Consider the following 23,357-nt stretch of genomic DNA (forward strand, 5'->3'; position numbering starts at 1 on the left):
TTAACCGGCCTCGCCAGCGAGGCGACAGGCACGCCGTCCAAGAGCTGTGGCGGGGATGCGATCCACCAGTCCGCCTCGTGGGCTGAGCTGTTGGTTGCGGCAGTCCATCACCACGCGCTCGCGATGCCCTTGTTGATCTTCCAGTCGCATGCGCAGTTGCCAATGATTTTTGGCGCTGCGGGTGATCTCATCGGCGCACACCACTCCAGTGCACAGGCCGGGTGCGGCGAAGGCCCGAGCGGGAGTTAGCAGCGTGAGAGCGGCCCCGATCACAACGATGAAGATCAGGTTTGTGGCTTGAAAGCAGCGCTTCATGCCGTGTCCTCGCCTGCCATCACCACGTTGTCCTCTTCAGCTTCCTGAGGATGAAAATAGGCGCGAATCTGTTTGGCCAGCGAGAGCCCGACCCCGGGGGCTTGATGGAGCTGATCCACGCTGGCGAGCTGAATGGCGTCAATCGATTGAAAGTGGGCAAGAAGATCTCGCACGCGTTTGGGGCCCAGCCCGGGGATGTCAGACAGGCGTGAGCGTTTCATTCGCTGCCCTCTCTGCTGCCGATGGAAGGTCACGGCAAAGCGATGCGCCTCGTCGCGTAAGCGGCGCAGCAAGGCCACTCCAAGTTGGTCGGGCTCGCTTTCAAGGGGCTGCTTGGCTTCCGGGAGGAAAATCTCCTCCCGTTGTTTGGCCAGGGAACACACCACAAGATCCTCATGCAAATCCAACTCGCGCAAGGCTTCCATCACAGCGGATAGCTGACCCTTGCCCCCGTCAATCATCACGACATCGGGCCAGTCATGGAGTCCATCCATGTTCAGGCTGCTGCTGGATTGGCGCCTGATTTCAGCCAGGTCAGCCCCTTCAGCTTTCACGCGGGCCCATTTGCGAAAGCGTCTGCGCATGATTTCTGCCATGGCCATGAAGTCATCGCTGTGACCGGCCTGAATGCTGCTGCTTTGGATTTTGTAGCGGCGGTAATGCTGCTTGGCAGGAAGCCCGTCGATGAAGACCACCTGTGAGGCAACAGCATCACTGCCCTGAATATGACTGATGTCATAGCCCTCGATTCGTCGTGGAGGTGTGGTTAATTCAAGAAGTTGAGCCAGATCTTCCGTTGCCAAGGCTTGCTGTTCCTGGCTTTGGCGAGCCCGGCCTAATTCAAATTCAGCGTTACGCATCACCAAATCAATCAGATCTGCTTTTTGGCGTCTTTGAGGATGCAACACCTGAACTTTGCGCTCTCTTTGTTCGCTTAACCAGTCGGCAATCAAGGACTGTTGCGGAAGCTGATGCTGCACTAAAACTTCCGGAGGTATTTCAACGGCGTCGACCTGGCTGTAGTGCTCTTCAATGACCCTCTGAAGGATTAATCCCGACCCTAGGTCTGTTGCATCTGCTGCAAAACCAAGACGGCCAACCAGTTTTCCGGCACGCATTTGAAACAATTGAATCGCTGCAAAATGATCATCTTGGGCAACAGCAAGCACATCTCTGCTCACGGATGCATCCGGTAAGCTCATTTTTTGATCCGCAGTTAACTGATCAATTCCTTGAAGTTGATCGCGTATTCTGGCAGCAGATTCAAAATCAAGCCTCTCGGCATAGCGCTCCATCTGCTGATTAAGGAGTTGCCGAAGTTCGTCGCTTCGACCTTGGAAGACCATCGCAACTTTGCGTAAAATTTGGTGATAATCTTCAGAACTTACCTTCTCTTGACACACTCCTGGGCAACGGCCAATCGAATAATTAAGGCAGGTGCGATTTGGATAAAGAGGACGTGGTCGTTGGCGTAGTGGAAACACTCGTTTGACGAGAAAAAGGGTTCTTCTGAGTAAGCCCACATCCACATAGGGTCCATAAAAACGATCAAGAGGGCTGCGAAATCTCCGACGTCGGGTAATAAAAATGCGAGGGTATGGTTCGCTCCACGTAATGCACAGATAGGGATATTTTTTGTCGTCCTTCAGCAGCACATTGAAATGCGGTTGCTGGTTTTTGATGAGATTGGATTCCAGCGCGAGCGCTTCCGCCTCGCTGTCCGTGACGATGAACTCGATTTCGCAGATCTGCCGCACCATCAAGCGGATGCGCGGGCTTAGGTCATGGCTGCTGCGAAAGTAACTACGCACCCTGCTACGCAAGGTTTTTGATTTTCCGACGTACAGCAAGCGATCGTCGGCATCGCGCATGAGATAGCAGCCCGGCTCAGGGGGAATCTCTTTCAGGCGCTGTTCCAGGCGCTCCGGTTGCTCAAGCAAAGGACGCTGCATGCATCGAATCTAGAGACCCTGCGCTGCATAGGATCCGATCAGTCCTGCATGGCTGATGCGCGCTCTCTACCCGGGCAGTTTTGATCCTCTCACCCTTGGACATCTCGATTTAATCGAGCGTGGCTGTTCTCTGTTCGGGGAAGTGGTGGTTGCTGTTCTCCAGAACCCAGGGAAATCCCCTGCTTTCAGCCTTGATCAACGGCTGGAGCAAATCACCCAGGCCACCTCCCATCTGCAAGGGGTCACGGTGACCAGCTTTAACGGCCTGACGGTGACCTGCGCTCGCGAACATGGTGCACAGTTGATTTTGCGCGGCTTACGCGCGATGAGCGACTTCGAATATGAGCTTCAGATCGCTCATACGAACCGATCTTTGGATTCTGAATTTGAGACCATTTTCCTCAGTACGGCAGCCCACTACAGCTTTTTGAGTAGTTCGGTTGTGAAGGAAGTGGCCCGTTTTGGAGGTCGTGTTGAACACATGGTTCCAGCGGTGGTGGCGGAGGACCTCAAGAGGTTCTTTAATTCGGCTTTATAAGTCAGTTTCGATGAGCGAGATCCAGTTCTCCGTGCTCGATCAGCTCGACCAGCTCGAGGAAATTGTTCTTGAAGGTAGCCGCATTCCTTTTAGTGGTGGAAGGCTGGTGAATGAGCAAGATGCCGTCGAGCTGATGGATGGCGTTAGGGCATCGCTACCCGGGCAGATTGCTCAGGCTGATCAGTTGCTGCAAAAGAAGGACGAATTCATTACCTCGGCACGCAATCAGGCCGACGAAATTGTTCAAAAAGCCCAGCTTCAACGCGAACAGCTCGTCAGTGCGGCTGCGGTTAGGCAGGAAGCGGAACGCCAGGTGAATGAGATGCGGGATCAGGTTCGCCAGCAGTGCGAACAGTTACTCCAGAGCTCTCGCCAGCAGGCCGCTCAAATGGAGCACGAGATGCAATCCAAGCAGGTCCAGTTGGAGCAGCAATTTGCCACCCGTCGACAACAGTTGGAGCAGGAGGCTCTGCAACGCCGTCAACAACTCGATCAGGAAGCGCTCGAGCTCAAGCGCCAATTGGCCGAGCACCACGAACGCAGCCGCCAGCAGTCCGCTCAGGAGCTAGAGCAGATTCGCAATGAAGGGGTCAAGCTCCAGAAGGAGGCCCAAACGGAAGCTGAGCGCATTCACAACGATGCTCTTCAGTTCCGCCAGCAGACCCAACAACAGTGTGAATCGTTGATTCAGCGCACACGTCATGACGCTGCATCTGTCCAGGACGGAGCGAACCGCTACGCGGAGCAAACGCTGGGAGAACTCGAGCAACGACTCAAGGAGATGGCCCAGGTGGTTTTGGCTGGTCGCCAAGAGCTCGTGAAAATTCAGATGATCCGTCCCGATAGCTCTGCGCCTGAGACCGAAAGTTCCGACACGCCAACCCGTCAGGGGAAAGCGGTCTCAATGAACAAGGCGCGTCGTGCCGCCTCCCGGCTCAGATCGATGAAGGGCACGGGCTGAGGCTGTAGACGGTTCTTAAAATTTGGCCGATCGTTGCGTTCGGTCGGCTTGCACCATTCGAAATCATGCTCACGTATCGCGGACCGTCCGCGGTTTGGAGAATGCCAGAAATTGAGCGCACACCGCTGATGGTGCCAGTTTTTCCCCAAAACTTGCCTTGAATGGGCGAGCCGATGAAGTAATTGCGCAGCGTCCCTCGCTGTCCAGCAATCGCCATGGACGCTTGGTAGTAGGAAGCGTAGGGATGTTGATCCATCCGCATTAATAACGCAGCGATGGTCTGACTGGATACGCGGTTGTTGCGCGACAGTCCACTGCCATCGGCAACCCTGAGTCCCTGCACAGGGATTCCTTGTTGTTGCATCCAGCGGTGCGCGGCCGCTGAGGCCGCTCTCACGTCCCATTGGTCGGCTGCTTGTCGGAGCAGCACTTCAGCTGTGAAGTTATGACTTTCCGTGTTGGCAAGGCTGAGCAGAGCGTGCATCGGAGCAGAGGTTTCCTCATGCAGCACGATCTGATCGTCGCTTTGTTGTGGTTGATCGGTGTTGCGGATCGGTCGCGCTTGTTGGACCTGAACGCTTCCACCGCGACGCTTCACCTCTTTCTTGAACAGGGTTTCTAGGCGTCGATAGGGATCGCTCACGGCCCCTCCCAGGGCGTTGCTGGTGAGGGCCAACCGCGTAATCGGCGCTCCATAGGCATAGGCGCGATCTGCAGGGTGCCAATCGTTCGGCCACCAGTTCTGACGGGGTTCTTCTCGCACCATCAAGTTCACGGGCCCGGTGGTGGTTCCCCGCGCTCCTCCCTGGCCCATGGCTGCCATGGCAAACCGCTGTAGACCTGCAATTCCAAGATCAGGATCCCCTTGACCTTTGAGTTCAAGGGTGCCGTCGGCACGTTGGACGAGTTGCGTACGCAGGCGGAAATCAGGACCCAACTGGTCGAGAGCGAAGGCTGTACTGATCAGCTTTTGATTGGAGGCTGGAATGCGCGCCATCGCGCCATTCACGTCACCAAGCAGATCTCCATTGCTGTTGACCACTGACACGCTCCATGACCTGGCAACGGGGGCTAGCAAGCGATTCAAGGCTTGCTGCAGAGGAACACAGGAGCGCCCCTGTTGTTGAAGATCGGGAAGAGGCTGGTCAGAGGGGGGTGCGGGAAGGGTCAGCAGCGCAGGCTCGGCCCGACCAGGCATCGACGCTGTTGTGGTCGCCGCCAGCGTGAGGAAAAGGAGAGCTGCTTTCATTGCACCTTGACACCGCTAACGGTCCCATTCAGGCGGTAAAGCGCACCTTCCAGTTCTACGGGTGTGCCGACTTTCAACTTGGTACCAGCAAGAACCACGCCAGATTTCGAGACGGTTGCATCGCCTTCCAACACAAAGCGAGCATTCAGATCGTTAATGCTTGCCCGGTTGGGATCGGGGGCTGTCACGACGGATCCATCGGGTTGTACCGCCACCAGGACGCGGTTGATGTCCTCAACGCGAATGAGCTTGACGCTTCCGGCGGGTTGATTGCGAATGATGATGCTGGTCCGTCCAGCCGCAAGAGCTTCCTGCACCAACGCTTCGGGGTCAGCTGCGCTCACACGACGCACGTCGACCATCACTTGCACGGGTTTGACCGACCCGTTGGCTTTGGCAAACGTGTTGGAGAGTTTTGGACTCCAAAGCACGCCGCCAACCGCCAAGAGTGCGATCAGTCCAGCAGTGGCATCCAGAGCTGGCACTCCGCGCAATCGGTCTTTTAAAGCCATTCCCATTCCGATCACCTGGCCACAGTAAAAGCGATTTTTGGGAACATTAACTACGCAGATCTTCGATGAAGCGGTCGACCGCTCCTAATTGACGTCCAAGGCTGTCATCCTCGCCGTTGAGCGCCATGGCAATTGCCTCGGCGTCTGGTTTTGAGGGCATGGTGGCGAGGAACCGATAGCCATCAGGATCCGCTTTAAACAGATGCCACATCTCCTGTTCTGTTTGCAGGAGTGCCCCTTCCGCGAGCGGCTCTAAGTGGAAGGCAGACCGCCAAATGGAGAGAAACCCTTTGCGTCTACCCCTGGCAACACTGCCAATGCCCACACCGGCGTCCTCAAGTTTTCCGTTGAGAAGAACGACCGGTCCCTCCCAGCCGTTGCAGATCTGTTCAACCAAGTCGTAATCACTTGGCTGCGGTCCAATGGCCAAGAGCAATCGGCCCTTGAGCTCGGGGTCGCTGGAGAGCATCAGATCCTTGAGGGCAAGGCAGTGCGACGCGAGCTCTGGGCTTTCCCGTTGCGCTAGGGCTGCTGATCCCGCATCTGGCCAGCCCAACACCACGTCATGTCCTTCAGCCTGCAATGCCTGCGCTAGCCGCAACGCTGGATTGAGGAGCCTGAGTCCTTCGAAACGCCAGGTCACGGTCCAGCGACGTTGCTGACGATCGCTCAGAGCTTGCTTGAGGGAGGCGAGGGTCATCGCCTCGGCCTCGACAAGATCGGCAGGAAGGGTGACGGACAAACTCAACTCGATGGATGGTGTGGGCGGAGAGTACCTAGACGTCAGACGCGTTGGTGGTTCATACGCGCGATGGCGTTTTGAATGCGATCGTTGATTTCAGGCAATGTTGCCGGGTCAATCCAATAGCCAAGACTGAGCCGAAGCCCCGACCGTCGCCATCGGGGATCCACGCCCATCGCCTCCAGGACGGGACTGTCACTCTCGCGACCGGAGGAACAGGCACTCCCACTACTCGCTGCGATTCCTTCGCGATCTAGGGCTCGTACCAAGGCACGACCCGACATGGGCTGGCCGTGGCGATCGGAGACCAGCAGGGAGAGATGGTGCGGCAGCCGATCCGTGGGATGACCACTGACACGGATGGCATCGTTCTGGCGAAGCAAGGCAAGCAAGGCACCGCGCAATCGAGCGATCCCGGATCCCGAGGTTTTGACTTGATTGGCCTGACAAGGAGCGATCTCACGGAACGCTGCTGCCATGCCCTGAGCGAGGACGGGGCATTCGGTTCCAGCGCGAAGCCCATTCTCTTGTTGACCTCCAGCCAACAGGGGCTGGATCCGTTCTGCGATCTCCGGTCTTAAGAGCAACAAACCGATCCCCCTGGGACCTCCGCATTTGTGTGCTGAAGCTGTTAACAGATCAACTGGAAGTTCGTTCCAGTTCGGGCAACCCTGGCTCAGAACTTGGGTGGCATCGGTATGAAAGGGAATGTGTTTCGAACGACAAGCTTCACCCACGGTCTGGATCGGTTGAAGCGTTCCCACTTCACTCTGACCCCAGATCAAGGACACGATTTTGGTAGGAGGTTCGAGCAATCGCTCGAGATGTTGCATCTCGATCTGTCCAACGGCATCCACCGGCCATCGCTCCACCGTCCATCCGCTCTCGGCCAATTGCTGCGCTGCAGCTGCAACGGCCGGGTGTTCCACAGCAGAGATCACTAATCGTCCTGGTGATTCGGTTTTGGCCAGTCCAAGCAGGGCGAGATGGGCGGACTCGGTGGCCCCGGAGCTGAACAGGATGTCTGACCGGTCCGCCCCCAGGCTCTCTCCAATGGAAAGGCGCGCCCGTTCCAGCGACTCAGCCGCATCACAGCCGATGCGATGCAGGCTCGAGGGATTGCCCCAGCTTTCTTGTTGCACCTTGCTCATGCAAGCGATCACGCTCTCTCTCAGGGGAGCTGTGGCACAACCATCAAGGTAAAAGTAGGGGCCTTCAGGGCCTGTCATCGCGATTCAATCGGGACAGGGTTCGTTCCTCGAGGGAATCTCCAGCGAGGTTGATCATCGCGTCGAGAGAGGTGGACGACAAAAATTGTTGAACGCGCGCCTGCGCCTCCTCCCGGAGGCAGTGGTCCGGTTGCTGGCAGGAGTCTTTGCAATCATTCGCGCAGTCCAAGCTGGTCGAGACGGGCGCTGATGCTGGGGAGGCATCCCTGGACGGTGGTGTTGGTTGTCCAACGGCTTTCCCTGGGATTGGCTGCTGTTGAGAACCCTGGCCTTGCTGTGGGAGCAATTCAGGATTCAGAACACCATCAAAGACGGCGACGGCGGGGCCAGTCATAAACACGGAGCCTTGGGGATCCGGCCAGCTGATCTCAAGTGGCCCCCCTGGAAGTTTCACCGTGGCCTTTGAATTCGATAGGCCGAGCAGCGTGGCGGCAACGAGCGTGGCGCAGGCTCCGGTGCCACAAGCCAGGGTGGGACCTGCTCCGCGCTCCCACACACGGATCTCAAGGGTCTGCTGATCGATCACTTCCAGGAAGTGAACATTGGTTTTGGCTGGAAACAAAGGATGGACCTCCAGCGCCGATCCCCATGCGTCGAAGGGGATGGTTTGCAGGTCTTGCACGGGCACGACCACGTGGGGATTGCCCATTCCCACAGCAGCGAGTTGAAGGCTGCTGCCCTGGAGATCGATCTCTCCTTGCGGAAGTCCAGACGGTCCTGTTGTGAGGGTTGTTGGAATGGCGCCGGGATCTAGAAATGGTTGCCCCATATCAACCCGGATCTGTCCGTCCTCACAGAGTTCGGGGACGATGACGCCTGCCATCGTTTCGGTTCTCCACGTCCGTCCTGGTTGATCCCCATCGCTATCAGCAAGAAAACGGGCTAGACAGCGAATGCCGTTGCCGCACATCTCGGCCTCGCTTCCATCCGCATTGAAAATGCGCATCCGCAGTTCTTCGCCATGCTGTGGGGGCAGGGCCAAAATCAAGCCATCGCCTCCGATTCCAAATCGGCGATCACACAGTTGGCGCACCCAATGGGGATCTGGCTCCGTGATGTTGAGAGGAAGTTGCCCAGCACGGCCTTCCAACAGCACGAAGTCATTGCCTAAACCTTGATACTTGCTGAACTGCAGCATGAAATGTCCGATCCCTCTCTGATCCTATGGAGCCAAGTTCCTTCGATCCGAGCTTGCCCAGCATTCGCTTGCTGCAGACATGGATTCGTGAACAAAAAATTCTCAGCCTTGAACTCAGCGATGGACGTCGGCTGATTGGAGTGCTGATCTGGCAAGACCAACATTGTTTGGCCCTGCAGCCGTCGGATTCTGATGATCCCGTTTTGATCAGTCGTGCCGCGATGCTCCTGGTCCGTCCGCTGCCCCGGGGCCTTTAAGGAACAGCATTTGTGTCACGATCTGTCCAAATGTTCCCCTGCCGTGACGGCTTCCTCGTCCCCATCCGCCAACGCAGCCTCTACGGCTACTGATCGGTATCAACCCCTTGCGCTCGAAGAGCGATGGCAAGCCCTTTGGAAGGAGAAGCGTCTCTATGAAACGCAGGACCCGAAGCCTGGCCAGCGAGCTTTTTATGCGTTGTCGATGTTTCCCTATCCCTCGGGAACGCTTCACATGGGACATGTCCGTAATTACGTGATTACGGATGTGATTGCCCGGGTGCAACGCATGCGAGGGGATGCGGTGCTTCATCCGATGGGGTGGGATGCCTTTGGCTTACCAGCTGAAAATGCAGCGATCGAACGCCAGATCGAACCAGGCGTTTGGACGGACAGCAACATCGCCCAGATGCGAGGGCAGTTAGGACGCTTGGGCTTGTCGATTGACTGGAATCGAGAGCTGGCAACCTGCCACAGCGATTACTACCGCTGGACGCAATGGCTGTTCCTGGAAATGCATGCGGGCGGACTTGCCTATCAAAAGGATGCCACTGTCAACTGGGATCCGGTGGATCAAACGGTGCTCGCGAATGAGCAAGTTGATGCGGATGGTCGCTCCTGGCGGTCCGGTGCGCTGGTGGAAAAGCGTGACTTGCGCCAATGGTTTTTACGCATCACCGAGTACGCCGATGCCCTTCTTGATGATCTAGATCAACTGCAGGGTTGGCCTGAGCGCGTCCGCACCATGCAAGCCAATTGGATTGGCCGTTCGATTGGGGCCGAGATCGATTTTCAAGTGGAGGGCCATCCAGGGACGTCCATCACCGTTTTCACAACGCGACCAGACACGTTGTTTGGGGTGAGCTATCTCGTTTTGGCTCCTGAGCATGCTCTCGTTGATCAACTCACCACAAGCGATGAACGCATCTCGGTGACGGCATTTCGGGATCTCATGGCCGAATTAAGTCAGGAGGAGCGGACCTCTGATGATCAACCAAAACGCGGTGTTCCCACCGGTGCGGTTGCCATTAATCCAGCCAATGGTGAATCAATTCCTATTTGGATTGCCGATTACGTGCTGGCTGATTACGGAACGGGCGCTGTGATGGGTGTACCGGCCCATGACGTTCGTGATTTTTCATTCGCTCGCCAACATGAATTGCCCGTTCAACGGGTGATTGAAGTCTCAGGAACCAATGAGCATGTCAATGACGGGGAAGCTTGGACAGGTCCAGGCACCCTGATTCATAGCGCTGGGTTTAGTGGTTTAACGAATGATGAGGCTAAAACTGCGATCACCAATCATGGATCTGAGAACGGTTGGGCGCGAGCGAAACGTCAATACAGGCTTCGCGATTGGTTGATTTCCCGCCAAAGGTATTGGGGATGCCCCATTCCGATTATTCATTGTGATGATTGTGGTGCTGTTCCGGTCCCTCGTGATCAGCTTCCTGTGGAATTACCAACTGGAATTGATCTCAATGGCGCGGGAGGATCTCCCCTCGCTCGCGTAGACGATTGGGTCAACGTGAGCTGTCCTAAATGTGGAAAACCAGCTCGGCGTGAAACCGACACTATGGACACATTTATGTGTTCGTCCTGGTATTACTTGCGCTTTGCAGATCCGCATAATCAAGACCTCCCATTTGATGCAAGCGCGGTTAATCGCTGGTTGCCTGTTCAACAATATGTGGGGGGAATCGAGCATGCCATTCTTCATTTATTGTATGCGCGCTTTTTTACGAAGGCACTCAATGATCGCGAGTTATTAAAAACAAAGGAACCCTTCGAACGTTTGCTAACACAAGGGATGGTGCAGGGCACCACCTACCGCAATCCAAGAACAGGGCGCTATGTCTCCCCGGCGGCTGTGAAGGATGAATCCAATCCCCTTGATCCGGATGACGGTGGACCGTTAGAGGTTTTGTTTGAAAAAATGTCCAAGTCGAAACACAACGGGGTGGACCCTGCTGCTGTGATCGATCGCTATGGCGCCGATACTGCTCGGATGTTCATTCTCTTCAAAGCGCCCCCTGAAAAGGATTTGGAATGGGATGACGCTGATGTCGAGGGTCAATTTCGCTTCTTACAGCGTCTTTGGCGGCTTGTGGATGCGGAGGTCAACCACGACGCAGCCTCCTCGGCAACAGGTGAATCAGACAGTGACATGCGTCGGGCTGTGCACCAGGCCATCAAGGCTGTTGGAGAGGATCTCAGCGGGGACTTTCAGTTCAATACAGCGATTTCGGAGCTGATGAAGTTGAGCAATGCCCTCTCTTCTGGTTTGGCTCAAGCCTCTACTGGAGTGCGGCAAGAAGCGATGTCAGCGCTCGTTCGTTTGCTAGCGCCATTTGCACCTCATCTGGCCGAGGAGTTTTGGCAACGACTCGGCGGTGAAGACAGCGTTCACCTTCAGCCTTGGCCCGATCATGACCCGGAGGCCTTGATCATGGATTCCATTGAAGTGGTGATCCAGGTCAAAGGAAAGGTAAGGGGCTCGATGTCCGTAGCCGTTGATTGCAGCAAGGATGAACTCGAGCGCCTTGCTCTTGCCAGCGATGTGGCCCAACGCTGGCTGGAAGGCAAGCCGCCAAGGCGCGTGATTGTGGTGCCAGGAAAGCTGGTTAATTTGGTGCCAAGCGCTTAACCGATCAGCGATCAGCCTTTGCTGAAGCGCAGGGAAGCAGGACTGTCCCAGCTTCCCTGTGCCACATATCCACGTTCGTTTCCTGTGAGATGACGCAGGATCCAGAAAATGGCCTCTTCGCTGCCGGATCCAATCGCCTTTTGGATATCGACGGCAGATCTCGACACTCCATCAGAGAGAACCTCTTCCACTTGCTTTTGCAAATTGAGAATGGCGGCTGCGGCTTTTTTGCCCGCTTCGACACCTGGCTGGTGATAAGCGTTCACATTCACCAATTCTCCGTAGAAACCAACGGCCCGCTCAAACAAGGCGATCAGCGCTCCGAGTCGGCGCGTGTCAAAGCGCCGCATGCTGATGCTCAAGCTTTGCCGCCCTCCTTCCGTGAGTGCTGAACGCGTTCCTTGCAAGAACCCATCGAGGAAATCTCCAGGACGCTCCCCCTCGATCGAAGGGATGTCATCCACATCACGCAGGACTTCGATGAAGGTCACGAAAAAATTATCGATGCCATCCCGTAGTTGCTGCACATAAGCGTGCTGGTCGGTGGATCCCTTATTTCCATACACGGCAATGCCCTGATGCACTTCCTTGCCATCGCGATCAAGACGTTTGCCGAGCGATTCCATGACCAGCTGTTGCAGGTAACGGCTGAAAACCTCTAAGCGATCTCGGTAGGGGAGCACGACCATGTCCCGTTTGCCTTTGCCTTCGCCCGCGGCATACCAGGCGGCTGCCATCAAAGCTGCTGGATTGCGCCGGACGTCTGGACAGCGAGTGGCTTCATCCATCTGGGCGGCACCCGCCAAGAAACCACGGATGTCGCAGCCGATCAAAGCGCCTGGAAGTAACCCAACAGCACTCGTGATGCTTGTGCGACCACCAATCCAGTCGAACATGTCAAAACGCTTGAGCCAGTTCTCTTTTTCCGCCTGCTGATCGAGCTTGCTGCCCGCCATGGTGACCACAACCGCTTGTCCTGGCCAACTGCCACCATGAGCTTCCAGACGGTGTCTGGCCTGCTCCATACCGAGGTGGGGTTCGGGTGTTCCCCCCGACTTGCTGACAGTGATCACCAGCGTTGTACAGAGACGTTTACCGAGCGCTGCAAGAACCCGGCTCATGCCATTGGGATCCACGTTGTCGAAAAAGTGGAACGGCAGGCCTACGCCATGGTCTTGAAGAGCACGAACCATGAGCAAAGGACCGAGGGCACTGCCGCCAATCCCGATCCAAAGGACATCCGTAAATGGCTGGCCGTTGGGGGCCTGAATGGATCCCGCAATGATCGACTTGCCAAATTGATCGATGGCATCGATTTCAGCGGAGATGGCCTCGCCAACCTGCTGTTCCGGCGCTAGTTGCGGCTGACGTAACCAATAGTGGCCAACCTGACGTTGTTCATCGGCGTTGGCAATCGCCCCTGCCTCCAACTCCTCCATCGCCTTGAAGGCTTGTTCCAGACGGGGGGTGAGCGTCTCGAGAGCAGAACTGTTGAGATGCATCCGACTGACATCGAGCCAGAGGCCGAGATCGTCGTGATACCAAAGCAAATCGCAAAAGCGTTGCCACTGGGTCTGGCTATCGATGGCGCTGAAATCCGGGAAGCTCATCTCTGGCGGAGAACCTTCATCCCTGAACCTATCCGTGATTGTCCGAGATGCCCACGAATTGGAATATCGCGGTTATTCTCTCGTCAGAATTGTTGACGGTGTTTGGTGAGTCTTTTGGGACGACAGTTTGTTGCCATAGCGGGAGTTCTGGGCTTCATCTGTTTGTCCATTGCTCACCTTCGCAGCACGGCGCGCCTGCCATTGGTCGATGCTGAGATCCAGGCGCCGTTCATGCAGGAAGATCCCAGTGTCTTCAGCCCAGAAGAGTTGTTGCTGTTGCAGCGTCGTTTTGGTGTGCATGGCCCCCAGACGCGGCTTGCTCAGTTGTTCACGCGGGGCATGGACCAATTCCAGCCTCTGCGCACCCAAACGGTGAACCGGCTTCAAGCACTGAAGCCGGTCATTAAAAGGGAATCCCTGCACCATCGCGTGAATCCGATGCTGGTCACGGCGATCTTGTTTGATGAAATTCAGCATTCCAAGCCAGGAGAGGATTTGCCTTTCGTTGTGCATTCCGGTTTTGTGTCAACGCACGGCCCTGCTCAACTAGGAATCAGTGAGTTGATTCATCAAGGTCGGCTTCCCTTGCAACCATCCAAAGCAGAAATTGCTGAAGCTAGAAATTTATTAATGAATTCCGAGGCCAATGTGGAATTGCTTGCAGCCAAAATAGCTCGTCTGAAAAGAGAATTAGGCCTTTCTCCTGATCAAGTCTTAATCGCGAGTCGTTCGTATGTTGATGCCAAGGCGATTGCCACTTTGGCCTACCTCCATAACGGAAAACTTGATTATCCCCGGCGTGTGTTGCGCTACATGCAAGATCCTGAGTTGCACGGCCTGATCTTTTCGGAACAGCGGCCGGCGACTCAGCCTTTGATTTAGGCATCGTTTTTACAGTTATTTTTTATCGCGCCTGCATTTGGCGATGAAGCTCCATTCCTGCTGCATTTTTGCTGCGGTGCTAGGGGCAAAGAGCTTTCAATGCGGCTAGGCGAGTTTGAAGTTCCTGCCAATCAAAACTCCTTGGATCGCCGCGTTCACCACCAAGATCAACATGGCGATGGGTCGTAATGGCTGCTGGAGTAAAGCCAAAACGATCGATCCAGTCCTTCAGGACAATGGCTAAGGAGTCATATTGAGCTGAGGAGTATCCGCTATGGCTAGACCGGCTATTTCTGCCATCTTGGGGCGTTTCTAGGCTTAGGTGAAGCGCAAAGTTATTCACTGATCCTCTGATTTTTGCATTGGTGACGGCCCATTCGCCCAGAAATGCGGAATATCCCGCTCCATAGGCGCGTTTGAGTGGATCAACGAGATCAACAATTTTTCCATCAAGACCAATCACTGTGTGATAACTCACTTGATCTGCATCTCTGGGATGGGGGGTCATAAAGGTATTCACAGCCGATTGCAGCGAGTACACCGTTTCATGGAGGACAACGACGCGGGGATCTGGATTTAGAGCGACTCCCCAGGGATTCACCCTGAAGCGTTCTCCGAAATTCGTGGGATCTGTTGCTACGGACACCCGCCGTTGTTTGAGTGTGCGCTGTTGTGCTTGCAGACGGTTTGTGACCTTGGAGTCAAAACCTGAACATTGTTTGGCTAAGGGTGAAGACCAGGAGATCGCCCTGGGGGGTTGAGGTTGTCTAGTTTGCTCAGATTTTTTTCGCTCTCGTTTCGCCTCGCTGCCGACTTCGTCAAGAAGATCGAGAAGGGACGGACTGCTGGCTTTTAAGGCACCACTTTGATCATTGCTCAACCAAGCCAGAGCACCCATCCCAAGAACCAGCGTGCCGCTACAAAGAATCAGAGGCGCACCACGATGCTGGAGGTGAGTCTGCAGTCGCTTCCAGATTCCCGTCACACGATTGAAAACCATCGATCACGCAATTCTTTTTGTGATGACGAAGCACCAGAGTCCCAGCTGATCTCCCAGCGCTCCACGATTGGATCCTTTTTCTTCAGAATTGTGGAGCTAAGACGTCCGCGACGTGCATACAGAACGGGGATCTGTTTTGGACCTTGAAGCAATGCTTGCCAATGCTCAAGCCCCCTTAAACGCCAATCATGCGCTCCGATCAGTTCGTCGCCTGGCACCAGCCCTGCTTGTTCGGCAGGACCATCAGGATTCACTTTGTTGATCAACAGTCGACCTTTTTGTTTGGAAAGTTGCATGCCGACGTCGGCATGTTTCGAGTGAATCGCAACGGCCTGCAGTCCCAGGGCGTTCAGGCAGTCGTGAATTGGAACGGCCATCGTCTTTTCAAGCCAGGTTGGTAAAACTTTGGCTAGTGATTTGTTATGGGCTTCTACAGCCTTCAGTAGGTCTGTTGGCTCATAGCCCTTGCCATGACGTCCGAAGCGCTGCCACAGATCTCGAAGAACGTAGGCAAGAGCCGATCCCGATTGCCTTAGCTGAACATCAAGGCAAAATGAGAGAACAGTTCCGAGGCGGTAATAACTAATTTGGGACAGAGAGTTTGCAGGTGTTTGCTTATAAAGCCTCAGCCATGCTTCTCTTGAACTATCAGCCAAAGATTGAATCTTGCATCCCGGATTCAGGAGCACATGAGAAATATCTTTTCCTAAATCATCGAGAAACGTCTGTCGATCTGATTTGGCCGCTAAAAGTGACAGGGTGAGATCAAAATAACTGGTAATCCCTTCAGCAAACCAAAGCCCATCGCTGATTTCAGCTTTGTCGTATCGATAGGGAACATAGGCCCCTGGGCGAAGTCTGCGAACATTCCATTGGTGAAAGTATTCATGGCCAATGAGTTGCAGGAGTTGTCGGTAACCATCCTTTTTGGTTAACGCTTCCCAGGAAAATTGCAGCACTGAGGAATGATCATGCTCTAGTCCTCCGTAGCCTTGATCGAGTAGCTGAATGACTAATTGGTAACGATCCCCAGCCGGTGGTGGGGTTCCCATCAACGTGCACGCGGCTTCACAGACAGCCTCAATATCCGCTTGAAAGGTCGAAGGCCAACCCATCGGTGGCTCTCCAATCGTTAGCAATTCATGCGGATGCCCACAGACTTCGAATGGGCGTGAATGAAAGGGGCCGGCGTGCACGGGTGCATCGACGAGCTGGTCGAAATCGTTTGCGACGTAGCCATCGTCAACCTTTGCCAGGGGGACATGGCCGAACCAACCGCTGGGCAACGACAGCTGGAGATGATGAGGATTCCAGCGCTCTCCATCAATCAGCATCACCACTGCAGGAAGGCACAGGGATGCAAAATCTGGATCGAGGTGATTGGTGCGAACCGTGAGCTGACGCGCTTCCAGCGTGTAGGTCAAGCAAACGGGGTCAAGGGTCTGGAGCTCTGCCGTCCAGTGCGAAGGGGCCACCCGCTTGGTGCTAACCGCACGGCCTGATTGTTGAAACTGAAGACTGTGGAGATGCTGTGCGTGGTCGCGAACGGTGTAGGACCCTGGAGTCCATATCGGCATCAGCCAGGTTTGATGTCGTCCCCGAGGTGTCCACTCGAGTTTCACCTTGAGTTGCTGACGGGCAGGCTCGCAGAGATCGATTGAAATCCTGACACCACCCATCAGCACATGGCTCGCTCTGCTCCGATTGGGTCTGTCGTTTCTATGGAAGGAACGAAGCCGACTCCCTCTGCGGAGCGCAGGGCCGATCTCAGGGCGTAGGCCCGCAAGATGGTGTTGAGATGGGTTTTATGTCCTATGGAATCTTTGGTTTGACCAAGATCCAACATCAAAGCCAACGATCCATCGGCTTCCCACCTCCAGCCCATTTGCAGGCCGCTGCTGTCTGTGGCGACCAATTCAGCCGGAAAGATGTCTTGTCCAAACGCTTTGATCAAGCCGGGACGCTGAACAAGGTAGTGCTCCGCTAACAGAGTTTCCTCAAGAAGCTCGAGGTCTTTGATGACGGTTGGCAGGATGGTCAGATGGGACATGAGCACATGATGCCCTCGCCTTTGAACCTTAGCCACTGTGTGGCTGATTCACTCGATTCAGGTCTTGCGTTGAACTCCCCTTCGATTCAGGAATGGCCAACGTTTCAGCCAGCTCTCCGACTCGGAGTGATGGCATCGGGTAACGGCAGCAATTTTGAGGCGATTCAAGCGTCGATCGCAGCCAACGCTCTCCATGCCGACATCCGCCTCTTAGTGGTCAACAATCAAGGCTGTGGCGCTGAACAGAGAGCCCAACGGCTCAACATTCCATGCCAGTTATGGGATCACCGACAGTTTGAGACAAGAGAACGGCTTGATCACGCTCTTGTGAAGGCATTTCTTCAAGCAGACGTGGAATTGATTGTGATGGCTGGATGGATGAGGATTGTGACGCCAGTGCTGATAGAAGCCTTCCCCAACAGATTGCTCAATATCCATCCATCCCTTCTCCCCAGCTTTAAAGGCCTCGATGCGGTTGGGCAGGCGCTTGAAGCGTCGGTGCGGATCAGTGGTTGCACGGCCCATCTGGTTCAGGCTGATGTCGATACGGGCCCCGTGATCGCTCAGGCGGCCGTTCCAGTTCTTCCAAACGACAGTCCGGAGTCCTTGGCCAAGCGAATTCAAGCCCAGGAGCATCGCATTTTGCCCTGGGCGATCGCTCTTGCAGGAGTGAAGTGGCGCCAGAGCTCAGGGATAAAAGGGAGTTAGTGGTAATCCTGTCGCTTCAGGCAGTCCTGCCATGAGGTTGAGACATTGAATCGCTTGCGCAGCTTGTCCTTTCATCAAGTTGTCAACAGCGCTCATCAGGACAAGTCGTCCCGTTCGGTTGTCTACTTGCACGGATAAAAAGGCACAGTTGGTGTGTTTTGCCCACTTCGTTGCTGGGTACGTTCCCACTGGCAACACCGTGACACAGGCGTGATGGCGATAAAAACTGTCCAGAACTGTGGTGCAGTCTTCGGCCGTCAGTCCGGGATCGCGTAACCGGGCATAGACGGTTGAGAGCAGTCCTCGCACCATCGGCACGAGATGAGGTGTGAACTGCAGCTGGATCGCACATCCGGCAATCTCACTGGCCATCTGTTCAATTTCTGAGGTGTGGCGATGGCCGACGACGCCGTAAGGACAGATCGATTCAGAGGCTTCTGCCAGGAGCAGATGTTCCTTAGCCGCGCGTCCTCCACCCGATGTGCCCGTTTTCGCATCAATGATCACCCCGTCCTGTTCGATCAATCCTTGTTTAAGGAAGGGCAGGAGTGGAAGCAGGCTTGTGGTGGGAAAGCAGCCCGGTGCTGCGACCAATCGAGCTGAAGCAATGGCAGCGGCATTCCACTCAGGCAACCCGTACACCGCCTCAGAACAGAGTTCGCTATCCGTCCGCTTACAAGAGCGAGCTTCCTGGGCGTAGACCTCCGACCACTGGTCGAGCGAGCGGTAGCGGTAATCGGCGGAGAGATCCACGACCCGAACGCCTCGTTCCAGAAGCTCAGGGACCAGGCCACTTGCCAGTCCATTGGGAAGGCTGAGCAAGGCCACATCAGCACGTTCGGCAATTCTTGCGGGCTCAGGCGTCTCCACCAGGGGATCATCCGGCAAGGGCAAAAACGGGCAAAGCTCGCTCCAACGCTTGCCAGCACTGCGTTCTCCGCCGAGAAAGCCGACGACAAAATCAGGATGGCCCTGCAACAGCCTCAGGCTTTGCAAGCCCCCATAACCGGATGCTCCGATGACCGCAACTCGTTTGATCGCCATGAACGGAGCAGATTGATCGGCTGATCGTACTGGCGTCGATCATGATGAGTACTTGTTGGATACCTAGAACGCTGAGCCATTCAGCCGAAGCTGCCGAGGGCATGGATCCGATCTTTGACTCCATCCCTGACGCCCTCAACGCCATCCGTAATGGCGAGTGCGTTGTTGTGGTCGATGACGAACGCCGCGAAAACGAAGGAGATTTGATTTGTGCGTCGCAGTTTGCGACGCCAGAGCAGATCAATTTCATGGCCAAAGAGGCCCGGGGCTTGATCTGTCTCGCGATCGAAGGAGATCGTCTCGATGCCCTCGACCTCCCCTTAATGGTCGATCGCAATACCGATGAAAATCAGACGGCGTTCACGGTGAGTATCGATGCCGGGCCAGAGCATGGCGTCTCGACCGGAATTTCTGCGGAAGACCGCTCTCGCACGATTCAAGTTGTGCTTCGGGCTGATGCGAAACCATCAGATCTCAGGCGTCCAGGTCATGTGTTTCCGCTGAGGGCCCGTTCTGGAGGCGTGCTTAAGCGGGCAGGACATACAGAAGCTGCTGTTGATCTTGCCCAGCTCGCTGGACTGATTCCATCGGGGGTGATTTGTGAAATTCAGAATTCCGATGGGTCGATGGCCCGTCTGCCAGAACTTCAGGACTACGCCAAACAATTTGGATTGCGGCTGATCAGCATTGCTGACCTCATCAGCTACAGGCTGCAGAACGAACGTTTCGTGCGTCGACATGCTCAGGCTGTGATGCCCAGTCAGTTCGGACAGTTCCAGGCGATCGGATTTCGCAATGAACTGGACAACAGTGAGCATGTTGCTCTGGTGAAAGGAGTGCCTGGGCAATTGCAAGAACCTGTTTTGGTTCGCATGCACTCGGAGTGCCTCACGGGTGATGCCTTTGGTTCTCTGCGTTGTGACTGCAGACCACAACTTGAGGCCGCGTTATCGCAAATCGAGCAGGAAGGTGAAGGCGTTGTTGTGTATTTAAGGCAAGAAGGCCGTGGGATTGGTCTGATCAATAAGTTGAAGGCCTATAGCCTCCAAGACGGAGGTCTCGACACCGTCGAAGCGAACGAGAAGCTTGGATTTGGAGCAGATCTGCGCAATTACGGAGTGGGTGCTCAAATTCTGGGTGATCTGGGGATTCATCGCCTAAGGCTCCTGACCAACAATCCACGAAAAATTGCAGGACTTGGTGGCTATGGGCTGGAAGTGGTCAGTCGAATTCCTCTTATCATTAATCCGGGCGATCATAATGCGAATTATTTAGCCACAAAGCGCGATAAATTGGGGCACCTATTTAATGAAAAAAACGCAGCAAATGTTGTAACTCTAGCCTGGGATTGTGGTGAAGACCTGATCGCTGAGTTGCCGGATCTTCTGCATAGGGCAGAGATATTAGCTTCAAAATTAAGCCTTAGCCTCCTCCCAGAACAAACACCAAGGTTGCTTGCGCTCTGGGAACGCCCTCAATTCGTTTGGGCTGTTTCAGGCGAAACATCGGCGATTGAGCAGTTTCTGAATACCTTGGCGTCTTGGCCGGAAACAAAGAGACTCGGTCTCTTAAAAACGGCCAAAGCCGAACAGCGCCTCCATCCGTCTTTGCAACTCAATCGCGAAGAAATGGATTTGGCTTCGTTGCGGAACAACAAAAAAATCGGCTGGTCAGAGACGTCTGACCAGCCGATTCTGATTCATTGGTCCTAACGGATCAGTCGGTCACCGTCACACTTTCAATGCGACTGCCGTTTTTCAAGGCAAGAACCACATCCATGTCTCCGGTTTGTCCAAACACGGTGTGAACGCCGTCGAGGTGGGGCTGTGCCTCATGGACGATGAAGAACTGACTTCCGCCCGTGTTCTTACCGGCGTGGGCCATGGAAAGAATGCCTGGAGCATGCTTCCGGCTGTTGATTTCGCAATTGATGGTGTAACCAGGACCACCCGTTCCAGGCATCCCTTTGGCTCCCTCACGGCTATTGGGGCATCCACCCTGGGCCATAAAACCATCAATGACGCGGTGGAAGGCAAGACCGTCGTAGAAACCTTCGCGCGCGAGCTTCACAAAATTGGCGACGGTGTTCGGCGCATCTTGATCGAACATTTCCAGCTTGATCTGGCCGGCATCCGTTTTCATCAGGACTGTCGTCAAGGCACCAAAGGCAAAAACGAATCTTAGGCAAGCGAGCAAGATGAGTGACAATGTGCGCCTCCCCTAAAGCATGTCCACACTCCATTCCTCCCTCCAAGACGCTCGAGTGGGTGTCATCGGTGGCAGTGGTTTGTATGCGATTGATGGGCTCAAATCGGTTGAAGAGGTCACGTTGGACACCCCATTCGGTGTTCCTTCTGATTGTTTGCGCGTCGGTCAACTGAATGGCGTTGAGGTGGTCTTTCTTGCCCGCCATGGGCGCTCGCATCACCTGCTTCCCAGCGAAGTTCCCTACCGAGCCAATATCTGGGCGATGCGCTCCTTAGGGGTGCGTTGGTTGATCTCGGTCTCTGCCGTGGGATCTCTTCAGGAGCATCTGCGCCCTCGCGACATGGTTGTTCCCAATCAGTTCATCGACAGAACGAGGCAGAGGCCGCATTCGTTCTTTGGCGATGGCTGTGTGGCCCACGTCAGCCTGGCGCAACCCTTTTGTGAGCGCCTGAGTGATCTGCTTGCAGCAGCAGCAACGAACGAGATGCCGTCCGGACACAAGCTGCATCGCGGTGGAACCTACCTGTGCATGGAGGGTCCGGCTTTCTCGACCAAAGCAGAAAGTGAGCTCTATCGCAATTGGGGTTGTGATGTGATTGGCATGACGAACCACACCGAAGCCCGTTTGGCACGCGAAGCCGAAATTGCCTATGCCTCTCTCAGCATGGTGACCGATTTCGATTGTTGGCATACGGAGCACGACGCAGTGACCGTTGAAATGATCATTGACAACCTCAAGGCCAATGCCACTGCGACGGGGCCGATCCTCTTCGCTCTCATGGAGAAATTAGGCCGTGAACGTCCTTCTTCCCCTGCCCATCACGCCCTTAAAGATGCCTTGATGACGCCTCCTGATGCCGTTCCAGCCGCGACCAGGACCCGTCTGGATTTGTTTACGAGTGCCTATTGGGGGCCCGCAAGCGCTCAAGCTCAATGAGCCGTGGACTGCAGGGTGATTCCGATTGAACCAAGGGCCTTGCGCAGGTTTCCGTCGTAATCACCAAGCAGGGCTTCAGCCTCTTGAAGATCCATGGATCCAGCCGCCATGACCAGTGCTCGTTTCACCGATCCCTTGGCTTCCGTCAGCAGGGGAAGCCCTTTCTCACGCGACAGACCACCGAGATCGCTCAAAATTCTGAGCGAGCGGTCGACCAGCTTGCTGTTGCTTGCTGCGACATCGACCATGCGATTTCCATACACCTTTCCCAACTTCACCATCACCCCGGTGGAAAGGATGTTGAGTGCCATTTTTGTGGCGGTTCCCGCCTTCAAACGCGTTGATCCAGTCAGCAGCTCTGGTCCCGTGATTAAGCGGATATCCAGGTGGCAAGGCATGGGTGCTTGTTCTGCAGGAACGCAGGCCATGGCAATGGCCAGGGCATCTAACTCCAAGGCGTATTGGAGTGCACCACGGACATAGGGCGTGGTGCCACCAGCGGCAATGCCGACCAGGCAGTCATCCGATCCGAATTGATGGCTTTTGAGGTCGTCAACCCCCGCTGTCTCTAGATCCTCAAGGCCCTCTGAACTACGAAGAAGGGCCGGAGCACCCCCCGCCAAGACCCCCTGTACCAGTTCGGGTGGACTGCAAAAGGTGGGAGGACATTCAGCGGCATCCAACACGCCAAGGCGGCCCGAGGTTCCTGCTCCGAGGTAAAACAGCCGTCCGCCTTTGCTTAAGCGCATGGCCACAGCATCGACGGCAGCACTGAGAGCTTCAGACGCGCCTTCAACCGCCAATTGAGGTTTGCGATCTTCGTCGATGAACAGCTTGACCAGCGCATTGGTGGACAACACGTCCAAATCAGTGCTGCGGGGGTTCGACTGCTCTGTTGTGAGATAACCCCGATTTTCAGAAGGATTCACAACAAACCCTCCAGACGACGGCGGACATCATCCAGTCCATCATTCGCGCTGGATGACGGAACGCTGTCGCTGGATGGATCGACAGATGAATCGACAGATGGATCTTCAGATTGCCAATTACTTACGTCTCGATTGGAGCTCGGAGGAGCCAGCATCAAGCGCTCATCGTCCGATGTGGGTACGAAGCCAGTTTCGACCAGTCGCGCCTCATACCCAGCCTCTGTGCAGAAGAGTTCCACCTCGTGTTGATCGAGGGCTTCGACCGTGGGAGTTGGGAAGTCCTGGGCTTCTAGCAGGCCTGCATAGCGTTCGGCATCGTCGCAGTTTTCAAACATCAAAACCACGGTCTGGCCAGACAACTCAAGGGAATGAATGCCCTCACTGTCCTGACCGGCGTCGTAAAGAAGGACGTGAACGAGCATGAGCTGATTGAGGTCGCCTTCAGTCTC

At 55.2% G+C, this 23,357-nt stretch carries 23 protein-coding genes; 8 read left to right on the forward strand and 15 right to left on the reverse strand.

Features of this window, described 5'->3' with window-relative positions; translation table 11 throughout:
• Together DXY38_RS12525 and uvrC are read right to left on the reverse strand one after the other, a co-directional pair.
• A complete protein-coding gene (locus DXY38_RS12525; protein ID WP_115071901.1) occupies window positions 1-315 on the reverse strand; it encodes a hypothetical protein in 315 nt (104 codons plus the stop codon).
• Entirely contained in the window at window positions 312-2,267 is a 1,956-nt protein-coding gene (uvrC, locus tag DXY38_RS12530; protein ID WP_115071902.1) for an excinuclease ABC subunit UvrC, read from the reverse strand. Before uvrC ends, DXY38_RS12525 begins: the two co-directional genes overlap by 4 nt.
• Before the next feature lie 55 nt (window positions 2,268-2,322).
• On the opposite strand from uvrC, the gene coaD reads away from it, so the two are divergent.
• Together coaD and DXY38_RS12540 are read left to right on the forward strand one after the other, a co-directional pair.
• The gene (gene coaD, locus DXY38_RS12535) at window positions 2,323-2,805 is read left to right on the forward strand and encodes a pantetheine-phosphate adenylyltransferase (RefSeq protein WP_006852580.1); all 483 of its coding nucleotides are present in this window, start codon (window positions 2,323-2,325) and stop codon (window positions 2,803-2,805) included.
• Between the two features lie 10 nt (window positions 2,806-2,815).
• A complete protein-coding gene (locus DXY38_RS12540) occupies window positions 2,816-3,766 on the forward strand; it encodes a hypothetical protein (RefSeq protein ID WP_006852581.1) in 951 nt (316 codons plus the stop codon).
• Here DXY38_RS12540 and dacB read toward each other — a convergent pair.
• From dacB to dapF, 5 genes are read right to left on the reverse strand one after another with little or no spacing between them, the layout of a single operon-like run.
• Window positions 3,741-5,015 (reverse strand): D-alanyl-D-alanine carboxypeptidase/D-alanyl-D-alanine-endopeptidase, encoded by a 1,275-nt coding sequence (dacB, locus tag DXY38_RS12545; protein WP_115071903.1) that lies wholly within the window; start codon window positions 5,013-5,015, stop codon window positions 3,741-3,743. The two genes, DXY38_RS12540 and dacB, sit on opposite strands and share 26 nt — an antisense overlap.
• The gene (locus DXY38_RS12550) at window positions 5,012-5,527 is read right to left on the reverse strand and encodes a DUF4330 domain-containing protein (RefSeq protein ID WP_115072062.1); all 516 of its coding nucleotides are present in this window, start codon (window positions 5,525-5,527) and stop codon (window positions 5,012-5,014) included. The genes dacB and DXY38_RS12550 overlap by 4 nt, the downstream gene beginning before the upstream one ends.
• A 46-nt stretch (window positions 5,528-5,573) precedes the next feature.
• Window positions 5,574-6,275: a DUF1995 family protein gene (locus DXY38_RS12555; RefSeq protein WP_170952946.1), complete on the reverse strand. Its 702-nt coding sequence runs from the start codon at window positions 6,273-6,275 to the stop codon at window positions 5,574-5,576.
• 35 nt (window positions 6,276-6,310) lie between these two features.
• Window positions 6,311-7,498 carry a cysteine desulfurase family protein gene (locus DXY38_RS12560; protein WP_115071905.1) on the reverse strand — a complete coding sequence of 396 codons (1,188 nt, stop codon included), beginning with the start codon at window positions 7,496-7,498 and terminating at the stop codon, window positions 6,311-6,313.
• Entirely contained in the window at window positions 7,485-8,636 is a 1,152-nt protein-coding gene (gene dapF, locus DXY38_RS12565) for a diaminopimelate epimerase (RefSeq protein ID WP_115071906.1), read from the reverse strand. Before dapF ends, DXY38_RS12560 begins: the two co-directional genes overlap by 14 nt.
• 26 nt (window positions 8,637-8,662) lie before the next feature.
• Here dapF and DXY38_RS12570 point away from each other — a divergent pair, with 26 nt between their 5' ends.
• Window positions 8,663-8,893: a hypothetical protein gene (locus DXY38_RS12570; RefSeq protein WP_115071907.1), complete on the forward strand. Its 231-nt coding sequence runs from the start codon at window positions 8,663-8,665 to the stop codon at window positions 8,891-8,893.
• Between the two features lie 43 nt (window positions 8,894-8,936).
• The gene (leuS, locus tag DXY38_RS12575; RefSeq protein ID WP_115071908.1) at window positions 8,937-11,540 is read left to right on the forward strand and encodes a leucine--tRNA ligase; all 2,604 of its coding nucleotides are present in this window, start codon (window positions 8,937-8,939) and stop codon (window positions 11,538-11,540) included.
• An 11-nt stretch (window positions 11,541-11,551) separates the two neighbouring features.
• On the opposite strand, the gene DXY38_RS12580 is transcribed toward leuS, so the two are convergent.
• On the reverse strand, window positions 11,552-13,150 hold the full coding sequence (locus DXY38_RS12580) for a glucose-6-phosphate isomerase (RefSeq protein WP_115071909.1): 1,599 nt from the start codon (window positions 13,148-13,150) through the stop codon (window positions 11,552-11,554).
• A gap of 195 nt (window positions 13,151-13,345) precedes the next feature.
• Here DXY38_RS12580 and DXY38_RS12585 point away from each other — a divergent pair, with 195 nt between their 5' ends.
• A complete protein-coding gene (locus DXY38_RS12585; RefSeq protein WP_244279153.1) occupies window positions 13,346-14,032 on the forward strand; it encodes a helicase DnaB in 687 nt (228 codons plus the stop codon).
• A gap of 79 nt (window positions 14,033-14,111) precedes the next feature.
• On the opposite strand, the gene DXY38_RS12590 is transcribed toward DXY38_RS12585, so the two are convergent.
• Genes DXY38_RS12590 through DXY38_RS12600 form a run of 3 tightly spaced genes read right to left on the reverse strand, consistent with a single transcriptional unit; the run spans window position 14,112 to window position 17,082 of the window.
• A complete protein-coding gene (locus DXY38_RS12590; protein WP_115071910.1) occupies window positions 14,112-15,032 on the reverse strand; it encodes an N-acetylmuramoyl-L-alanine amidase in 921 nt (306 codons plus the stop codon).
• A complete protein-coding gene (locus DXY38_RS12595) occupies window positions 15,014-16,711 on the reverse strand; it encodes a M61 family metallopeptidase (RefSeq protein WP_115071911.1) in 1,698 nt (565 codons plus the stop codon). Before DXY38_RS12595 ends, DXY38_RS12590 begins: the two co-directional genes overlap by 19 nt.
• Window positions 16,711-17,082: a DUF1257 domain-containing protein gene (locus tag DXY38_RS12600; RefSeq protein ID WP_115071912.1), complete on the reverse strand. Its 372-nt coding sequence runs from the start codon at window positions 17,080-17,082 to the stop codon at window positions 16,711-16,713. The genes DXY38_RS12595 and DXY38_RS12600 overlap by 1 nt, the downstream gene beginning before the upstream one ends.
• Before the next feature lie 9 nt (window positions 17,083-17,091).
• On the opposite strand from DXY38_RS12600, the gene purN reads away from it, so the two are divergent.
• Window positions 17,092-17,790: a phosphoribosylglycinamide formyltransferase gene (gene purN, locus DXY38_RS12605; RefSeq protein WP_115072064.1), complete on the forward strand. Its 699-nt coding sequence runs from the start codon at window positions 17,092-17,094 to the stop codon at window positions 17,788-17,790.
• Here purN and argC read toward each other — a convergent pair.
• Window positions 17,770-18,834 carry an N-acetyl-gamma-glutamyl-phosphate reductase gene (argC, locus tag DXY38_RS12610; protein ID WP_115071913.1) on the reverse strand — a complete coding sequence of 355 codons (1,065 nt, stop codon included), beginning with the start codon at window positions 18,832-18,834 and terminating at the stop codon, window positions 17,770-17,772. The genes purN and argC overlap by 21 nt on opposite strands.
• 101 nt (window positions 18,835-18,935) lie before the next feature.
• Here argC and ribBA point away from each other — a divergent pair, with 101 nt between their 5' ends.
• Window positions 18,936-20,546 (forward strand): bifunctional 3,4-dihydroxy-2-butanone-4-phosphate synthase/GTP cyclohydrolase II, encoded by a 1,611-nt coding sequence (gene ribBA / locus DXY38_RS12615; protein WP_244279130.1) that lies wholly within the window; start codon window positions 18,936-18,938, stop codon window positions 20,544-20,546.
• A 4-nt stretch (window positions 20,547-20,550) separates the two neighbouring features.
• On the opposite strand, the gene DXY38_RS12620 is transcribed toward ribBA, so the two are convergent.
• On the reverse strand, window positions 20,551-20,976 hold the full coding sequence (locus DXY38_RS12620) for a peptidylprolyl isomerase (RefSeq protein WP_006852597.1): 426 nt from the start codon (window positions 20,974-20,976) through the stop codon (window positions 20,551-20,553).
• An 85-nt stretch (window positions 20,977-21,061) separates the two neighbouring features.
• Here DXY38_RS12620 and mtnP point away from each other — a divergent pair, with 85 nt between their 5' ends.
• Window positions 21,062-21,979 (forward strand): S-methyl-5'-thioadenosine phosphorylase, encoded by a 918-nt coding sequence (gene mtnP, locus DXY38_RS12625; protein ID WP_115071915.1) that lies wholly within the window; start codon window positions 21,062-21,064, stop codon window positions 21,977-21,979.
• On the opposite strand, the gene murQ is transcribed toward mtnP, so the two are convergent.
• On the reverse strand, window positions 21,973-22,908 hold the full coding sequence (gene murQ / locus DXY38_RS12630; RefSeq protein WP_115071916.1) for an N-acetylmuramic acid 6-phosphate etherase: 936 nt from the start codon (window positions 22,906-22,908) through the stop codon (window positions 21,973-21,975). The genes mtnP and murQ overlap by 7 nt on opposite strands.
• Complete coding sequence (locus DXY38_RS12635) at window positions 22,905-23,330, reverse strand: DUF3110 domain-containing protein (protein WP_006852600.1); 426 nt, start codon at window positions 23,328-23,330, stop codon at window positions 22,905-22,907. The genes murQ and DXY38_RS12635 overlap by 4 nt, the downstream gene beginning before the upstream one ends.
• Window positions 23,331-23,357 lie beyond the last annotated feature (27 nt).

This window comes from Synechococcus sp. UW179B, assembly GCF_900474245.1.
Lineage (GTDB): Bacteria > Cyanobacteriota > Cyanobacteriia > PCC-6307 > Cyanobiaceae > Synechococcus_C.

Coding starts and splice junctions, on each gene's coding strand:
- DXY38_RS12525 (WP_115071901.1), bottom strand. CDS start 315: ATGAAGCGCTGCTTTCAAGCCACAAACCTGATCTTCATCGTTGTGATC.
- uvrC (WP_115071902.1), bottom strand. CDS start 2,267: ATGCAGCGTCCTTTGCTTGAGCAACCGGAGCGCCTGGAACAGCGCCTG.
- coaD (WP_006852580.1), top strand. CDS start 2,323: ATGCGCGCTCTCTACCCGGGCAGTTTTGATCCTCTCACCCTTGGACAT.
- DXY38_RS12540 (WP_006852581.1), top strand. CDS start 2,816: ATGAGCGAGATCCAGTTCTCCGTGCTCGATCAGCTCGACCAGCTCGAG.
- dacB (WP_115071903.1), bottom strand. CDS start 5,015: ATGAAAGCAGCTCTCCTTTTCCTCACGCTGGCGGCGACCACAACAGCG.
- DXY38_RS12550 (WP_115072062.1), bottom strand. CDS start 5,527: ATGGCTTTAAAAGACCGATTGCGCGGAGTGCCAGCTCTGGATGCCACT.
- DXY38_RS12560 (WP_115071905.1), bottom strand. CDS start 7,498: ATGACAGGCCCTGAAGGCCCCTACTTTTACCTTGATGGTTGTGCCACA.
- dapF (WP_115071906.1), bottom strand. CDS start 8,636: ATGCTGCAGTTCAGCAAGTATCAAGGTTTAGGCAATGACTTCGTGCTG.
- DXY38_RS12570 (WP_115071907.1), top strand. CDS start 8,663: ATGGAGCCAAGTTCCTTCGATCCGAGCTTGCCCAGCATTCGCTTGCTG.
- DXY38_RS12580 (WP_115071909.1), bottom strand. CDS start 13,150: ATGAGCTTCCCGGATTTCAGCGCCATCGATAGCCAGACCCAGTGGCAA.
- DXY38_RS12590 (WP_115071910.1), bottom strand. CDS start 15,032: ATGGTTTTCAATCGTGTGACGGGAATCTGGAAGCGACTGCAGACTCAC.
- DXY38_RS12595 (WP_115071911.1), bottom strand. CDS start 16,711: ATGGGTGGTGTCAGGATTTCAATCGATCTCTGCGAGCCTGCCCGTCAG.
- DXY38_RS12600 (WP_115071912.1), bottom strand. CDS start 17,082: ATGTCCCATCTGACCATCCTGCCAACCGTCATCAAAGACCTCGAGCTT.
- purN (WP_115072064.1), top strand. CDS start 17,092: ATGCCCTCGCCTTTGAACCTTAGCCACTGTGTGGCTGATTCACTCGAT.
- argC (WP_115071913.1), bottom strand. CDS start 18,834: ATGGCGATCAAACGAGTTGCGGTCATCGGAGCATCCGGTTATGGGGGC.
- ribBA (WP_244279130.1), top strand. CDS start 18,936: ATGGATCCGATCTTTGACTCCATCCCTGACGCCCTCAACGCCATCCGT.
- DXY38_RS12620 (WP_006852597.1), bottom strand. CDS start 20,976: ATGAAAACGGATGCCGGCCAGATCAAGCTGGAAATGTTCGATCAAGAT.
- mtnP (WP_115071915.1), top strand. CDS start 21,062: ATGTCCACACTCCATTCCTCCCTCCAAGACGCTCGAGTGGGTGTCATC.
- DXY38_RS12635 (WP_006852600.1), bottom strand. CDS start 23,330: ATGCTCGTTCACGTCCTTCTTTACGACGCCGGTCAGGACAGTGAGGGC.